The organism is Mycobacterium sp. 852014-52450_SCH5900713, assembly GCF_001667075.1.
Lineage (GTDB): Bacteria > Actinomycetota > Actinomycetes > Mycobacteriales > Mycobacteriaceae > Mycobacterium.
Genome location: NZ_LZIL01000034.1, coordinates 42,405 through 58,310, shown reverse-complemented (window position 1 = coordinate 58,310; position 15,906 = coordinate 42,405). Strand labels below are relative to the sequence as shown.

Annotated in this window: 13 protein-coding genes; 7 read left to right on the top strand and 6 right to left on the bottom strand. The window is 68.5% G+C overall.

The window, feature by feature from the left end; translation table 11 throughout:
• Positions 1 to 100: 100 nt before the first annotated feature.
• On the top strand, positions 101 to 3,004 hold the full coding sequence (uvrA, locus tag A5773_RS09095; RefSeq protein ID WP_066953330.1) for an excinuclease ABC subunit UvrA: 2,904 nt from the start codon (positions 101 to 103) through the stop codon (positions 3,002 to 3,004).
• A gap of 7 nt (positions 3,005 to 3,011) precedes the next feature.
• Here the strand turns inward: uvrA and A5773_RS09090 are convergent, their stop codons facing one another.
• From A5773_RS09090 to lysX, 5 genes are all read right to left on the bottom strand, one after another.
• On the bottom strand, positions 3,012 to 4,751 hold the full coding sequence (locus A5773_RS09090) for a serine/threonine-protein kinase PknH/PknJ (RefSeq protein WP_067790585.1): 1,740 nt from the start codon (positions 4,749 to 4,751) through the stop codon (positions 3,012 to 3,014).
• A gap of 29 nt (positions 4,752 to 4,780) precedes the next feature.
• Complete coding sequence (locus tag A5773_RS09085) at positions 4,781 to 5,014, bottom strand: hypothetical protein (protein WP_066953132.1); 234 nt, start codon at positions 5,012 to 5,014, stop codon at positions 4,781 to 4,783.
• A 13-nt stretch (positions 5,015 to 5,027) separates the two neighbouring features.
• Positions 5,028 to 5,456: a DUF6653 family protein gene (locus A5773_RS09080; protein ID WP_232001823.1), complete on the bottom strand. Its 429-nt coding sequence runs from the start codon at positions 5,454 to 5,456 to the stop codon at positions 5,028 to 5,030.
• A 7-nt stretch (positions 5,457 to 5,463) separates the two neighbouring features.
• Positions 5,464 to 6,945, bottom strand: a complete 1,482-nt coding sequence (locus A5773_RS09075; protein WP_197507862.1) for an alpha/beta hydrolase family protein — start codon at positions 6,943 to 6,945, stop codon at positions 5,464 to 5,466.
• 76 nt (positions 6,946 to 7,021) lie between these two features.
• Positions 7,022 to 10,357 (bottom strand): bifunctional lysylphosphatidylglycerol synthetase/lysine--tRNA ligase LysX, encoded by a 3,336-nt coding sequence (lysX, locus tag A5773_RS09070; protein ID WP_082948162.1) that lies wholly within the window; start codon positions 10,355 to 10,357, stop codon positions 7,022 to 7,024.
• 440 nt (positions 10,358 to 10,797) lie between these two features.
• Between lysX and infC the strand changes: the two genes are divergently transcribed.
• From infC to A5773_RS09050, 4 genes are all read left to right on the top strand, one after another.
• Positions 10,798 to 11,391 carry a translation initiation factor IF-3 gene (gene infC / locus A5773_RS09065; protein WP_082948161.1) on the top strand — a complete coding sequence of 198 codons (594 nt, stop codon included), beginning with the start codon at positions 10,798 to 10,800 and terminating at the stop codon, positions 11,389 to 11,391.
• 40 nt (positions 11,392 to 11,431) lie between these two features.
• A complete protein-coding gene (gene rpmI / locus A5773_RS09060; protein ID WP_066953125.1) occupies positions 11,432 to 11,626 on the top strand; it encodes a 50S ribosomal protein L35 in 195 nt (64 codons plus the stop codon).
• Between the two features lie 85 nt (positions 11,627 to 11,711).
• Complete coding sequence (rplT, locus tag A5773_RS09055; RefSeq protein ID WP_046184507.1) at positions 11,712 to 12,107, top strand: 50S ribosomal protein L20; 396 nt, start codon at positions 11,712 to 11,714, stop codon at positions 12,105 to 12,107.
• An 18-nt stretch (positions 12,108 to 12,125) separates the two neighbouring features.
• Positions 12,126 to 12,917, top strand: coding sequence for an RNA methyltransferase (locus A5773_RS09050; protein ID WP_067790652.1), 792 nt, complete (start codon positions 12,126 to 12,128; stop codon positions 12,915 to 12,917).
• Here the strand turns inward: A5773_RS09050 and A5773_RS09045 are convergent.
• Positions 12,904 to 13,947, bottom strand: a complete 1,044-nt coding sequence (locus tag A5773_RS09045) for an oxygenase MpaB family protein (protein WP_066953123.1) — start codon at positions 13,945 to 13,947, stop codon at positions 12,904 to 12,906. The two genes, A5773_RS09050 and A5773_RS09045, sit on opposite strands and share 14 nt — an antisense overlap.
• 191 nt (positions 13,948 to 14,138) lie before the next feature.
• Between A5773_RS09045 and A5773_RS09040 the strand changes: the two genes are divergently transcribed.
• Together A5773_RS09040 and A5773_RS09035 are read left to right on the top strand one after the other, a co-directional pair.
• Positions 14,139 to 15,029 (top strand): adenylate/guanylate cyclase domain-containing protein, encoded by an 891-nt coding sequence (locus tag A5773_RS09040; protein WP_066953121.1) that lies wholly within the window; start codon positions 14,139 to 14,141, stop codon positions 15,027 to 15,029.
• A gap of 17 nt (positions 15,030 to 15,046) precedes the next feature.
• Positions 15,047 to 15,853: a rhomboid-like protein gene (locus A5773_RS09035; protein WP_066953119.1), complete on the top strand. Its 807-nt coding sequence runs from the start codon at positions 15,047 to 15,049 to the stop codon at positions 15,851 to 15,853.
• Positions 15,854 to 15,906: the final 53 nt, after the last annotated feature.

The window sequence follows — 15,906 nt, the reverse complement described above, 5'->3', positions numbered from 1 at the left end:
TACTGGTCAAACGTTTGTTGTCGGTACGGGCACATAGCATGGAATGCGCCGTGCGCATTACCGGCTGCAGTACGTAAAAGATCCACTGAAAGAGGGCAGCGTGGCTGACCGCCTGATCGTCAAGGGCGCCCGCGAACACAACCTGCGGGGCGTCGACCTCGACCTACCGCGCGACGCGCTGATCGTCTTCACCGGGCTGTCGGGGTCGGGCAAATCGTCGCTCGCGTTCGACACGATTTTCGCCGAGGGCCAGCGCCGATACGTCGAGTCGCTGTCCGCCTATGCGCGCCAGTTCCTGGGCCAGATGGACAAGCCGGACGTCGACTTCATCGAGGGCCTATCCCCGGCGGTGTCCATCGACCAGAAGTCGACCAACCGCAACCCGCGGTCGACGGTCGGGACGATCACCGAGGTGTACGACTACCTGCGGCTGCTCTACGCGCGCGCCGGCACGCCGCACTGCCCGGTCTGCGGCGAGCGGATCGCCCGCCAGACGCCCCAGCAAATCGTCGACCAGGTGCTGGTGATGCCGGAAGGTACCCGCTTCCTGGTGCTCGCCCCGGTGGTGCGCACCCGCAAGGGCGAGTTCGCCGACCTGTTCGAGAAGCTCAACGCGCAGGGCTACAGCCGGGTTCGGGTGGACGGCGTGGTGCACTCGCTGACCGATCCGCCCAAGCTGAAGAAGCAGGAGAAGCACGACATCGAGGTGGTGGTGGACCGCCTCACCGTCAAGGCCAGCGCCAAGCAGCGGCTCACCGATTCCGTGGAGACCGCGCTGAACCTGGCCGACGGAATCGTGGTGCTGGAGTTCGTCGACCACGAGCACGACGCCCACAACCGCGAGCAGCGCTTCTCCGAGAAGCTGGCGTGTCCCAACGGGCACGCGCTGGCGGTCGACGACCTCGAGCCGCGATCGTTCTCGTTCAACTCGCCCTACGGCGCCTGCCCCGAGTGCACCGGCCTGGGGATCCGCAAGGAGGTCGACCCCGACCTGGTGGTGCCCGATCCCGAACGCACGCTGGCCGAAGGTGCGGTCGCCCCGTGGTCGACGGGCCACACCGCGGAGTACTTCACCCGGATGATGGCCGGGCTCGGCGACGAGATGGGCTTCGACGTCGACACGCCGTGGCGCAAGCTGCCGGCCAAGGCGCGCAGGGCGATCCTCGAGGGGTCCGACCATCAGGTGCATGTGCGCTACCGCAACCGGTACGGCCGAACCCGTTCGTACTACGCCGATTTCGAGGGCGTGCTGGCATTCCTGCAGCGCAAGATGGCCCAGACCGAATCCGAGCAGATGAAGGAACGCTACGAGGGTTTCATGCGTGACGTGCCCTGCCCGGAGTGCGAGGGCACCCGGCTCAAGCCGGAGATCCTGGCGGTGACGCTGCGCGCTGGGGACCGCGGTGCCAAGTCCATCGCCGAGGTGTCCGAGCTGTCGATCTCGGACTGCTCGGACTTCCTCAACGCGCTCACCCTGGGGCACCGGGAGCAGGCGATCGCCGGGCAGGTGCTCAAGGAAATCCAGTCGCGGCTCGGCTTCCTGCTCGACGTGGGGCTGGACTACCTGTCGTTGTCGCGCGCGGCGGCCACGCTGTCCGGCGGTGAGGCGCAACGCATCCGGTTGGCCACCCAGATCGGGTCCGGCCTGGTGGGCGTGCTCTATGTGCTCGACGAGCCGTCGATCGGGCTGCACCAGCGTGACAACCGTCGCCTTATCGAAACCCTCACTCGGCTCAGGGATTTGGGCAACACCCTGATCGTCGTCGAGCACGACGAGGACACCATCGCGCACGCCGACTGGATCGTCGACATCGGTCCGCGGGCCGGTGAGCACGGCGGCGAGATCGTGCACAGCGGGACGTACGCCGAGCTGCTGGCCAACGAGGAGTCGATCACCGGTGCCTTCCTGTCGGGCAAGGAGGCCATCGAGATGCCGGCGATCCGGCGTCCGGTCGACCGCAAGCGTCAGCTCACCGTCGTCGGCGCGCGCGAGCACAACCTGCGCGGCATCGACGTCTCGTTCCCACTCGGCGTGCTCACCTCGGTCACCGGCGTGTCCGGCTCGGGCAAGTCGACGCTGGTCAACGACATCCTCGCCACGGTGCTGGCCAACCGGCTCAACGGTGCCCGGCTGGTACCGGGGCGGCATACCCGGGTGACGGGCCTGGACCACCTGGACAAGCTGGTGCGGGTCGACCAGTCGCCGATCGGTCGCACGCCGCGGTCCAACCCGGCCACCTACACCGGCGTGTTCGACAAGATCCGGACCCTGTTCGCGGCCACCACGGAGGCCAAAGTCCGTGGCTACCAACCGGGCCGGTTCTCGTTCAACGTCAAGGGCGGCCGCTGCGAGGCGTGCACCGGCGACGGCACCATCAAGATCGAGATGAACTTCCTGCCCGACGTGTACGTCCCCTGCGAGGTCTGCCACGGTGCGCGCTACAACCGCGAAACCCTGGAAGTGCACTACAAGGGCAAGACCATCTCCGAGGTGCTGGACATGTCGATCGAGGAGGCGGCGGAGTTCTTCGAGCCGATCACCGGCATCCACCGCTACCTGCGCACGCTCGTCGACGTCGGCCTGGGCTACGTCCGGCTGGGCCAGCCCGCCCCGACGTTGTCCGGTGGCGAGGCGCAGCGCGTCAAACTGGCCGCCGAACTGCAGAAGCGCTCGACGGGGCGGACGGTCTACATCCTCGACGAGCCCACCACCGGACTGCATTTCGACGACATCCGCAAGCTGCTCACCGTCATCAACGGGCTGGTGGACAAGGGCAACACGGTCATCGTCATCGAGCACAACCTGGACGTGATCAAGACGTCGGACTGGATCGTCGACATGGGGCCAGAGGGTGGTGCCGAGGGCGGAACCGTTGTCGCCGAAGGCACTCCGGAGGATATCGCCGCGGTGCCGGAAAGCTACACCGGGAAGTTCCTGGCCGAGGTCATCGGCCGCGCCGCCCCGCCGCGGCGGTTGAAGCGGCGGCGCAAAGCCACCGCCTGATCCGCCGTCAGCCGGGGATCTTGGTCGCCATCTGGTTGGCGATCAACCTGGCCTGGTTGATGGTTCCCGGTGCGCAGACGTTGACGTCAAGGACCACGTTGGACACCGCCTCCATGACGTGCTGGCACACCACCGCGGTGTTGGCCAGTGTGCGCTGAATGGCGATGTTGGGCGGGTTGCCGCTGATCTGCCCGAAGGTCCATTCGAACGGGGCTTTGTCGCTGGGCTGGGTCACGGTCTTCCCCCCACAGTCCCGCCATTGGGTCCACTGGTCGGTCACGAATCCCCGGGCCTGGTCGGCGGACGCGAAGATCACCGCCCCCTGCGCCACGACGTAGGCGGGGTTGCTGTTCGGCTTCTTCAGCAGCTGGGCGAGCATCGCGGTGTAGCCGCTGCTCTTGTACGTCCGGGTTTGGAAACCGATGAGCGCCCCGAGGCACTTGTCGTCCGACAGCGTGTTGCCGGGGCCCGGGTCCGTCATCTCGGTGACGTTGTGGTCGAGGATGATCCCGGTGGTGCCGACCAGGACGTTGATCTGGTCGACCGGAAGCAGGAGCGAATCCAGTTGTGCGGGAGCCACTGTCGGGGCGGCGCCGCTGGTCGCTGCGCTCGTGGTGGAGGGAGCGGCGGTGGTCGTCGTTGGGGAGGCGTCGGGCGGGGGATCACCGGACTTTCCGACCGCCAACCACACCCCGGTGCCCGCGATCACCGCGACGACGAGCGCGAGGGCACCGATGACCAGCCCCAGCCGGCGCCGCGGTGGTGCGGGCGGCGCCCATGGCGCGACGGGTGGAGTCGCGAACCACGCCGGATGCGGCGGTGCGGGCTGGGCCCGAAACTGCTGCGCGCTCGGCGGCGGCGCGAAATGTTGACTGTGCTGGATCAGCTCGGTCGCCTCGCGTTGGTCCGGGGCGCTCAGCGCGTGCAGGGCCGCTTTCGCGAGATCGCCTGCGGTCGTGTAGCGGTCGTTCGGATCCTTGGCCATCCCGCGGGCGATGACCTCGTCGAACGCCGCCGGGACGGCGGCATTGCGCTGGCTCGGGCGCGGGACCGGCTCCACTAGGTGTGCGGCCATCAGGCTGCTGAGGCTGGTCGTCTGGAAAGGTCTTGTGCCCGTGAGGCATTCGAAAAGCAGGCAGGCCAGGGAGTAGATGTCGACGCGGTAAGTGGGGTCGTCGTTGCCGAATCGCTCGGGCGCCATGTAGCTCCAGCTGCCTATGGCGGCACCGGTTTTGGTCACCCGCTCGTCGGTGGCCGCGGCGGCGATGCCGAAGTCGACCAGGTAGGCAAAGTCGCCCTCGGCGAGCAGGATGTTCTCGGGTTTGATGTCGCGATGAATGACCCCGGTGCGGTGCGCGGCATCGAGGGCGGCGGCGACTTGTTCGACAATCGCGACCGCGCGCGGTGGCGGGAGCGGCCCGCTGCGGCTCAGCACCGTCCCCACGTCGCGCCCCTCGATGAGGCGCATGTCGATGAACACTTGACCGTCTATCTCGCCGAAATCGTGAATCGGCACGATGTGCGGTTCCTGTAGCCGGCCCGCGGTCCGGGCCTCGCGTTGCATGCGCCGCCGAAATGAGTCATCCGAACTCACTTGCTCGGACATCAGCTTGAGCGCCACCACGCGGTCCTTGACGGTGTCGTAGGCCTCGTAGACCTCGCCCATCCCGCCGCGGCCCAGCAGGCGGCGCAGTTGATACGGCCCAAATCGGCTCCCGATCCTCGAACCGGGCTGCGTTTCACTCATCGACGTCCCCCGACGCTAAGCCAGCCGCCCTAGTCCTCATCCGTGTGCATCGACTCGCGGATCTCGGCCAATCGTTCGGCCGCGGCGCGCTCGCGCTCGTCGTATTGCTCGGCGACAGTGCGGCCTTCGGGCGATTCGGCGTCCAGCTCCGCGTCGCCCAAGGATGTCGCGTAGCGGTTTTCGATCTTCTCGCGGACGGATTCGAAGGTCGGCACACCGGCGTTGTCGTACCCAGGATCGGGTGGGGTTGGTTCGTCGGGCATGGAGGCCACGCTACTAAAGGCCCGCCCGCCGCTCGCGCTCCAGATAACGCACCATCTGCTCCCAGTACACCAGCGTCAACGCCATCTGAACGGCGATAGCCGCCGCCGCGGGCAGCAGGCGACGGCGGCGCGCGGCGACGACGGCAGCCAGCGCGGCCACCGATGTCAGGGCGCTGACCACCATGGCGGCGTCCCGGGGGCGCCGGCCGATCCACAACTCCTCGCCCAGCATCGCCCGCGTCGACCACGCCCGCTCGTGCGCCGGCCTGCCGAAAACGAACGGGTTGACGGCCAGCCACAGCCCGATCCACGCCGCATGGCTCCAGCGCCGCGTCCACGGTGGCACCAGGATCAGCGGGGTGCTCGCCCAGCGGGTCCAGGCGCTCCACGGATTGCAGTGCCGCGCAAAGATCGCGCGCCGGACCCGCGCAACGGAAAACACCGGCGGGCTACCGCCTGGCGGGCGAATGGTCGGCCGGGACGATGACCGGGGCGGTGGGTGCGGGCGGGGCAGCGCCGGGCAACGCGGTCCGCGGGATTCCCGGCATGCCCAGCCGGCCGGCCAGCCACGGCAGCGCGGCGGCGAAGACCCGGTCGGCGAACGGCCAATCGTGCTTACCCGGCTGCGCCAGCACCGCGCAGTCGATCCCGTTGGCGCGCCCGAGCGCGCACAGCGAGTAGGCGGCCGCCGTCTGGTTGCCGGGGTCGGCGGCCGCTTCCCGGCCGGCGAGACGGATCGCGCCGCTGTCGGTCATCATCGGGTCGTGGCGCGGTGCGGGCGGGCCGTCGGAGGAGATGGCGAACCAGCCGGCGACGTCGCTATAGGGCCCGTGCCGGCTGATCACCGTGGTCGGGTCGAATGCCGCCCACGCGTCGGCGTTTCCGCCGAAGAGCCGCGCGATGGTTTGGGTCTTGTTTCCGGCGTTGGGGAAGAAGTCGCCGGCGACGTCGACGAACGCGCTGAACATGTCGGGGTGCATGACGGTCAGGTCGACCGCGCAGGTGCCGCCCATCGACCAGCCCGCGACGCCCCAGTGCGACCGGTCGCCACTGACGCCGAACTTGGAAACCATGTACGGTACAACGTCTTTGGTCAAATGGTCGGCGGCGTTACCGCGGACACCGTTGACGCATTCGGTGTCGTTGTTGAAGGCCCCGCCGGAGTCGACGAAGACCAGCACCGGGGCCTTGCCGTTGTGGGCGGCCGCGAAGTCGTCGATCGTCTTGACCGCGTTGCCCGCGCGGGTCCAGTCGGCCGGCGTGTTGAACTGGCCGCCGATCATCATGACCGTCGGCAGCGCCGGCGGCGGGCTGCTGGTGAACCACTCGGGCGGCAGATAAACCAGCTCGCCGCGGTGCTTGAAATGAGAGCCGTCAGACGGGATCACCACCGGAACCACGCTGCCGTGCGGTGGCCGCGCCCGTTTGGCGGCCATCGCGGTGACGGTGGCCGGGTCGGTCTGGTCGGGCAGGGGACCGGAGGTGATCTGGTTCCACGCGGCCTGCACCGTCGGGAAGTAGCCGACCCATAAGTTGAGCACCAGCGCGGCACACAGCGCGCACAACGGCACGGCCAGCAGGCCTGCCCCGCGCCGCCAGCGGCGAGCGCCGCGCCACCCCAGGACCAGCACCGCCGCCGCCGTGCCGGTCAACGTGATCCAGAGCCACAGTGCCGCCGGCGCGGGTTCGTCGGACAGGCCGCGGTCGACGATGTACCAGTGCGTCAGGTAGGCCACGGCAGCGCCGGCCAGCGCAGCCGCCGGCAACCACACCGTCCGCCAGCGACGCGACCGCCAGCCGACGGCCAGGGTCAGCACGACCGCGGTGACCACCTGGATCGTGGTGGGCACCCAGCCGTGCATCAGCGAGGTGTGACTACTTGCCAGCAACTGCGTCGTGGCATTGATCGTCGACGCGGTCACGGCATTCATTGTGATCCATTGTTAACCGGCCTGGAACATATTCACCGAATGTTCGCCATCGGCCCGCCCGCGCGTCGCGGGCTGCCTAATGGGGCTTGGCCAGCGGAAATGGCAGGGTTTCGCGGATGCTGCGGCCGGTTATGAGCATGACGAGCCGATCGATGCCCATGCCGAGCCCCCCGGTGGGCGGCATCGCGTACTCCATGGCCTGCAGGAAGTCCTCGTCGAGCTCCATGGCCTCGGGGTCGCCGCCGGCGGCCAGCAACGACTGCTCCTGCAGGCGACGGCGCTGCTCCACCGGGTCGGTGAGCTCGCTGTACGCGGTCCCCAGCTCGACCCCCCAGGCCACCAGGTCCCACCGCTCGGCGACGCCGCGCCGGCTGCGGTGCGGCCGGGTCAACGGCGAGACGGACGTCGGGAAGTCGATGTAGAAGGTCGGCCGCTCGGTCCGGTCCTCGACCAGGTGCTCGTAGAGCTCCAGCACCACCGCGCCGGCGTCCCACTGCGCCCGATACGGAATGTGGGCGGCGTCGGACAGTTTGCGCAGAACGGACAACGGGGTGTCGGGATCGATGTGTTCCCCGAGCGCCTCGGACACCGCGTCGTGCACGGTCTTCACCGGCCAGGGCCCGGAGATGTCGACCGGTTGGAGGCGGCCCTCGGCGCCGGGCCGCAGCACGGTCTGCTCGCCGTTGGCGGCCTGCGCGGCGTTTTGAATGAGCTCCCGGCTGCCGTCGACCCACGCCATGTAGTCGGCGTGCGCCTGGTAGGCCTCGAGCAACGTGAACTCCGGGTTGTGGCTGAAGTCGACCCCCTCGTTGCGGAAGGCCCGGCCCAGCTCGAACACCCGCTCCACGCCGCCGACGCACAACCGCTTCAGGTACAGCTCCGGCGCGATCCGCAGGAACAGGTCCATGTCGTAGGTGTTGATGTGGGTGACGAACGGCCGGGCGGTGGCTCCACCGTGGATCTGTTGCAGGATCGGCGTCTCGACCTCGATGAACCCCTTGGCGAACAACGTTTCCCGGACGGAACGCAGGACGCTGCTGCGGGCCGTGACCAGCTCGCGCGACTCGGGATTGACCGCCAGGTCGACGTAGCGGGTCCGCACCCGCGCCTCGGGGTCGGTCAGCCCCTTCCACTTGTTCGGCAGCGGCCGCAGGCACTTACCGATCATCCGCCAGTCTCGCACGATCAACGAGCGGGTTCCGTTCTTGGAAAAGCCCATGTGCCCGGCCATCTCGACCAGGTCGCCAAGGTCGATGGCCGCGGTGAAGTCCGCGGTGCGGCCCTGCTCCAGGCGTGAATTGTCCAGCAGCACCTGCAATTCGCCCGACCAGTCCCGCAGCTGGGCGAACAGCACCCCGCCGTAGTCGCGTATCCGCAATATCCGGCCCGCCACGGAGACCGTTTCCTGATCGTCGGCGTCCAGCGCCCGGGCGATGGTGTGGCTGGGCGGGGATCCCACGGGATAGGCGTCAATGCCGTTGCGCCGCAATATCTTCAGTTTGGCCAGGCGGACCCGCACCTGCTCGGGCAGGCGGGCCCTCGACTCCTCGAGTTCCGCGTCGTCGCGCCGTTGTTGTAACTCGCTGACGTCGGGCGCCGAGCCGTCGTGGTGCAGCAGGCCCGACTCCGCCAGCCTGGGCGGCACGGCGGGGTGATGGCCGGTGTGCACCTTGTCGCGCCGGGTGAACGGCAGCACCAGGAAGCCCTCGGCGATAACCGAGGCGACGCCCACCCGGGGGATCAGGCGCGCGTCCTCGTAACAGGCGTAGCGCGGAACCCATTCCGGTTGGTATTTCATGTTCGACCGGTACAGGGTCTCCAGCTGCCACCATCGCGAGAAGAACAGGAGCAGCCCCCGCCACAGCCGGGCGACCGGGCCTGCGCCGAGTTGCGCGCCCTGTTCGAACGCCGAGCGGAACATCGCGAAGTTCAATGAAATGCGGCTGATGCCAAGGGTTTCGGCGGTCAGCGCGAGCTCGCTGACCATGAGCTCGATGGTGCCGTTGGGGGATTGCGGCGAGCGGCGCATCAAGTCCAGGGAGACCCCGGTGGTTCCCCAGGGGACCAACGACAGCATCGCCACGACGGCGCCGTCGCGGTCCAGCGCTTCGACCAACAGGCAGTCCCCATCCGCCGGATCGCCCAGCCGGCCCAGCGCCATGGAGAATCCGCGCTCGGTCTGGGTGTCGCGCCAGGCGTCGGCGCGGGTGATCGTCTGGGCCATCTCCTCGGCCGAGATGTCGCGGTGCCGGCGGATGCGCAGGGTCAGCCCTGCCCGGCGCGCCCGGGTCACGGCCTGGCGCACCCCGCGCATGTCCGGACCGGACAGCCGGAAATCTGCGGTTCGCAAGATCGCCTCGTCGCCCAACTCGAGCGCGTTCAGCCCCGCTTCCCGATAGACGCGCGCCCCCTGCGTGCTGGCGCCCATGACGCCCGGCGCCCAGCCGTACGCCTGGCACAGGCCCAGCCACGCGTCGATGGCCTGCGGCCACGCCCGCGGGTCGCCGATCGGGTCGCCACTGGCCAGGCAGACGCCGACCTCGACGCGATAGGTGATGGCGGCGCGGCCGCTCTGCGCGAACACCACCGACTTGTCGCGGCGGGTCGCAAAGTATCCGAGCGAGTCGTGCTTGCCGTAGAGCTCGAGGAGCCCGCGGATTGCCGACTCGTCCTCACCGGTGAGCGCGTTCTCGGCGCGCTGGGATTGGAAGAGCACGATGGTCGCCAGGATCAGCGCCAGCGCCCCGAACAGGCCGAAGATCGCGTTGAGGAACACGTGCGGCTTGCCGGTGAACAGGTCCGGATCGGCCAGGGCGAATCCGACCACCCGGTTGGCCACGTAGGGCAGGCGGTCCGGGCGCGCCAGCGTTCCGGGCCACAACTCCACCAGGCCCCAGGAGACCAGGATGCCGACCACGTCCCCCGCGACCAGCACCGCGGCCGCCTTGACCATGGCGCCCTTGCGGACCTTGGCCCAGAACTCCCGGTACGCCAGCACCAGCAGCACGATCGCCACGATGTGCACCGCGAACCCGAGGTTCTCCCCGAAGGTTTCGGCCGCGGTGTTGTCGCCCGCGGCCATGTCGGCGACGTTCAGGCCGGCGGAAAGGATCATCTGGCCGAGCAACACCAGCCAGGCGATCCGTTTCCGGGCGGTCAGGGCCGCGGCCAGCAGTGCGAGCACGAACGACCACGCGATGCTGGTGTCGGGGAAGTTGAACAGGTAGTTGTTGATGAACTCGCGCGGGACCTTGATCATCCACCGGATCGCCGGGGACACGCTGGCCAGCAGGGACACGGTGGCGATGACGCCCACGATCCACCCGGCCGCCGCCGGTACCCAGCGATACCGGGATTGCGACCGGCCGCGAGCCCCCGAACGGGACCCCGAGCGAGATGAAGCGAGTGTCACAGACCGCGAGGATATGCCCTCAATCCGTGAAAAGCTTGGCGAAGCGCGAAGAGGGGCTGGCAATAATCGGTCCGGTCGCGCAAGCGTGCTCGTGCGCGCCGGACGGGGGTCGGGGGCGAAGTGCAAAAAGCCGCCCCGTGGCTGCTAAACTGGCGTCCGCGACCATCCCGGCGAAGGCCAGGAACAGCAAGTGGAGTCCCACTCCCACCGCGTGCCACGAAGTTTCTTTCAACGCTTGGCGGTCCGGTCACAGGCATCGCGCATGTCTGTTCCGCGAGCAAACGCGGGCGGCTTGACCAGTTGCAAGCCGTGATCGGTCGGCATTGGGCCCTGCTATTGCAGGGCTTTTCTGCTGGTGGTGTGGTGTTTCCGCCGCTGACTCCCGACCGAGGCCTTGGCCGTGAGCGCAGGATATCTATAAGCCCAACAAGGGAGGCCCCATCAGCACTGAGACCCGCGTCAACGAGCGCATCCGCGTACCTGAAGTCAGATTGATCGGCCCCGGGGGAGAACAGGTAGGCATAGTGCGCATCGAAGACGCACTTCGCGTCGCCGCGGACGCCGATCTCGACCTTGTCGAAGTCGCCCCGAACGCCAGACCCCCGGTCTGCAAGATCATGGACTACGGCAAGTTCAAATACGAGGCGGCGCAAAAGGCGCGCGAATCCCGCCGCAACCAGCAGCAGACCGTCGTCAAAGAGCAGAAACTGCGACCAAAGATCGACGATCACGATTACGAGACCAAAAAGGGTCACGTAATCCGCTTCCTGGAGGCGGGTTCGAAGGTGAAGGTCACCATCATGTTCCGCGGACGTGAGCAGTCGCGCCCCGAGTTGGGTTACCGCCTGCTGCAGCGGCTGGGCGCGGACGTCGCCGAATACGGCTTCGTCGAGACGTCCGCCAAGCAGGACGGCCGCAACATGACGATGGTGCTGGCCCCGCACCGCGGCGCGAAGACTCGGGCCAGGGCGCGGCACCCCGAAGGCCCGGGGGACGGCGAGGCATCGGACGCCGACACCCCTTCACCCAACTGACCTTCAGACCAAATAGCGAGATTCGAGAAGTAGAGGAAACATGCCCAAGGCCAAGACCCACAGCGGGGCTTCGAAGCGGTTCCGGCGCACCGGAACCGGCAAGATCCTGCGCGAAAAGGCGAACCGTCGGCACCTGTTGGAGCACAAGCCGTCCACCCGGACTCGCCGGCTGGAAGGCCGCACGACCGTGGCGGCCAACGACACCAAGCGGATCAACAAGCTGCTGAACGGCTGACCTTCAACAAGCCGTGCGCCGGCCCGTCGGTGCCGGCACCCGACCCATTTACTTTGCAAGTTACTTTTCAGAGAGCAGGAACCCCATGGCACGCGTGAAGCGGGCGGTCAACGCCCACAAGAAGAGGCGCAGCATTCTCAAGGCCTCGAAGGGCTATCGCGGCCAGCGCTCGCGGCTCTACCGCAAAGCCAAAGAGCAGCAGCTGCATTCGTTGAACTACGCCTACCGCGACCGCCGCGCGCGCAAGGGCGAGTTCCGGAAACTGTGGATCTCGCGGATCAACGCGGCGGCGCGCGCCAACGACATCACCTACAACCGGCTGATCCAGGGTTTGAAGGCCGCCGGCGTGGAAGTGGACCGCAAGAACCTCGCCGACATCGCGATCACCGATCCCGCGGCGTTCACCGCGCTGGTCGACGTCGCCCGGGCGGCACTGCCCGAGGACGTCAACGCACCCTCGGATTCCGGAGAGGCCGCCTAAACCGGCTTCCGGGTGCAGGTGCTGACCGAACGTTCGGCCCGGGTCGCCGCGGCGGTCAAACTGAATCGCCACGTCGGCCGGCGGCGGGCGGGGCGATTCCTGGCCGAAGGCCCCAATCTGGTGGAGGCGGCGGCCGCCCGCGGTCTGGTCCGCGACGTCTTCGTCACCGAAGCCGCGTCGCAGCGGTATGCGGCTTTGCTTGGCGCGCAGCGCTGTCCGGTCCATCTGGTCAGCGAGCGGGCCGCAAAGGCGCTGTCCGACACCGTCACCCCCGCCGGACTGGTCGCCGTCTGCGAAACGCCGGCGACCGGCCTGGCGGACGTGCTGTCCGGTTCGCCGCGGCTGATCGCGGTCGCCGTCGAGATCAGCGAGCCAGGCAACGCCGGCACGGTCATTCGCATCGCCGACGCCATGGGCGCACAGGGTGTGATCCTCGGCGGGCACAGCGTCGACCCGTACAACGGCAAGTGTCTACGCGCCTCGACCGGCAGCATCTTCTCGATTCCGGTGGTCGCCGCGCCTGACGTGGCCGCCGCGCTGGGCGCCGTGCGCGCCGCGGGGCTGCAGGTGCTGGCGACCACGGTCGACGGCGAGACGCGCCTCGACGATGCCGCGGCGCTGCTCGCCAGGCCGACCGCGTGGTTGTTCGGCCCCGAAGCGCAGGGTCTGCCAACCGAAATCGCGGCGGCGGCCGATCACCGCATGCGCATCCCGATGGCCGGCGGTGCCGAGAGCCTGAACGTGGCCTCCGCCGCGGCAATCTGCCTCTACCAGAGCGCGCAGGCGCTGGGCATGTTCAAGCGGCCCTGACGCGACCCCGGGCGGGCCGCAGACCCGCCAGCGACAGCGTCCCGTGCACCAGCGAGCCGGCGCGCTCAATGAGGGCCTTCGCGGGGTCGAGCGGCGACCGCGGACGGGGAGGGAAGTAATGCATGGGCAGGCCGCGGCGGTCGCGGGGCGGCGCCATGAACGGCGGAGCCTCCACCAACGGCGCGTTGCCGGGTAGCCGCCCCTCGGCCCGGCGGTACGCGGCCAGCGCCCGGGGGTGCAGCCGAATCTCGTCGGGAACCGCCAGGAAGGCCAGTTCGACGAACTTGCCGAACAGGCGCAGCAGCACCTCGTCGCCGGGCGTCCAGCGCATGCCGGCCTTTTCGCGAACCGCTGGCTCGAACAGGCCCGCCGCGATCCAGCGCTGGCCCGCGACCAGCGGCCTGAACATCTGGTCCCAGATCGGTGTCGGCATCAGCACGAATTTCGGCTTGGGGATCCGGATTTGGAAGATGTCCAGCGTCGCCCGGTTGATTTCCAATTCCTCGCGGCAGACCCGATCCCAGTACTCCTGGAACTCCTCCCACGAGGTGGGCACCGGTCGCATGCTCATCCCGTACATCCGATACCACCGCACGTGCTCGTCGAACAGCTGGCGCTTCTCCGCCTCCGTCAAGCCCCCGCAGAAGTACTCGGCCACCTTGATCACCAGCATGAAGAAGGTGGCGTGGGCCCAGTAGAAGGTTTCGGGGTTCAGCGCGTGATACCGGCGGCCGTACGCGTCGACGCCCTTGATGGTGTGGTGGTAGCTCTTGATCTGCCGCCCCGTCTGGGCAGCCCGGTCGCCGTCGTAGACGACGCCCATGATCGGGTACACCGAGCGGGCCACGCGCTGCAGGGGCTCGCGCAGCAGGATCGAATGCTCCTCGACGCCGGCGCCCAGCTCCGGATACATGTTCTGGATCGCGCCGATCCAGACGCCCATCATTCCCGTGCGAAGGTCGCCGAAGTACTTCCAGGTGAGGGAATCGGGTCCGAGCGGATCGTCGGATGTCGTTGGAATGGCAGTCATCTCGGCCTCCTCGGCTCACGATAACTTTGACAACGCGCGTTGTCTACGATTTCGGCCGCGCGCGCCGGCGGGTGTTATGCGGCGTCCATAGCGGTGTGGCATCGCTGTGATCAGGCGATACGTTGCGAGCTGTGACACAAACCGTGGGGCCTTCGTTGCCCGGCTCCGCCGGAACCAAATAACCTGGCCAGGTGGAACTCGCGCGTCGCGACTCGGACTCGGGCGAGCCCGATTCGCCACCGCCTTCCGCGGTCTCGGCGCACGGCGCCTCGCAGTGGTTGCACAACCGGAATCACAGTCCCGGCGCGGTGGCGTTCATCCGCCGGGCGCGGCGTCTGCTACCCGGCGATCCCGAGTTCGGCGACCCGCTGTCCACGGCCGGCGAGGGTGGACCGCGCGCCGCGGCGCGAGCCGCCGACCGGCTGCTGGGGGACCGCGACGCGGTGTCGCGTGAGGTCAGCCTCGGGCTGTTGCAGATGTGGCAGGCGCTGACCGAGTCGGTCGCCCGACGTCCCGCGAATCCCGAGGTGACGTTGGTGTTTACCGACCTGGTCGGCTTCTCGTCGTGGTCCTTGCAGGCCGGTGACGAAGCGGCGCTCACCCTGCTGCGACAGGTGGCGCGGGCCCTCGAGCCGCCGCTGCTGGACGCCGGTGGCCACATCGTCAAACGGATGGGCGACGGCCTGATGGCCGTCTTCGGCGATCCCACGGTCGCCGTGCGGGCCGTCCTGGCCGCCAAGGGGGCGCTGAAGTCGGTCGAGGTGGCGGGCTACACGCCGCGGATGCGGGTCGGGATCCACACCGGTCGGCCCCAGCGGTTGGCCGCGGACTGGCTCGGCGTCGACGTCAACATCGCCGCTCGGGTGATGGAACGGGCCACCAAGGGCGGGGTCATGGTGTCAGGTTCGACACTCGACCTGATCGCCCAGAGCGAACTGGACGCGATGGGCGTCGTCGCCAAACGTGCACGTAAACCCGTGTTTGCGGGCAAGACCCCGGGCGTCCCGGCCGACTTGGCGATATATCGTTTGAGGACTCATAGGGAGTTGACAGCGCCCGATCACACTTCCGAAACAAATTAGCCGACATAATGGATGCAATGTTTGGGGGCATCTTCGCCCGGCTCGCCCGGGTCCAGTTCACGGTGGGATACGTGGCGGTGCTGCTTGCCGTCAGCGGTGCCATCCTGGCGCTCGGGCCGCACGCGCACGACGTGCTGGTCGAGCGGGCCAGCACCAACCTGCACAACCTGGCCCATGGCCACGTGGGCACGCTGCTGGGCAGCGCCCTGGTCGTCGACGCCGGTCCGCTCTACTTCTGGTTGCCGTTCCTCACCTGCCTGCTCGCGCTTGGCGAGTTGCACCTGCGCACCATCCGGCTGGCGGTGGCGTTCCTCGTCGGGCACATCGGCGCGACGCTGCTCGTGGCCGCCGCCCTGGCCGCCGCGGTCGAGTTCGAGTGGATGCCCCTGTCGATCACCCGGGCCAGCGATGTCGGGATGAGCTACGGCGCCCTGGCGGTGCTCGGGGCGATGACGGCGGTGATCCCGCAGCGCTGGCGGGCCGCCTGGGTCGGCTGGTGGGTGGCGGCCGGGATGGCCTCGGCGATCATCGGCGGCGATTTCACCGATGCCGGTCACACCGTCGCCGTGGTGTTGGGCGTGCTGGTCTCCGCCCGGCTCCGCCAGCCCATCCACTGGACGCCGGTGCGCATCATGATGCTGGCCGCTTCTTCGGGCTTCGGCTTTCTGCTGCTGGCCCACCACTGGGGAACGATGGCCGCGGCGCCCGCGTTCGGCGTGCTGGGCGCGCTGGCCGCGCACAAGCTCGTGCGGTTCGTCACCGGGCGCAGCGCGGTGCTGGCCGAGCACGCGCTGACCGGTCCGCAGCCCGTCACAACCGGCTAGGCCAGCCGTCCGCCGTTAGTCCGAAGCGCCCGCCGGGGTGCACGCACCGCATC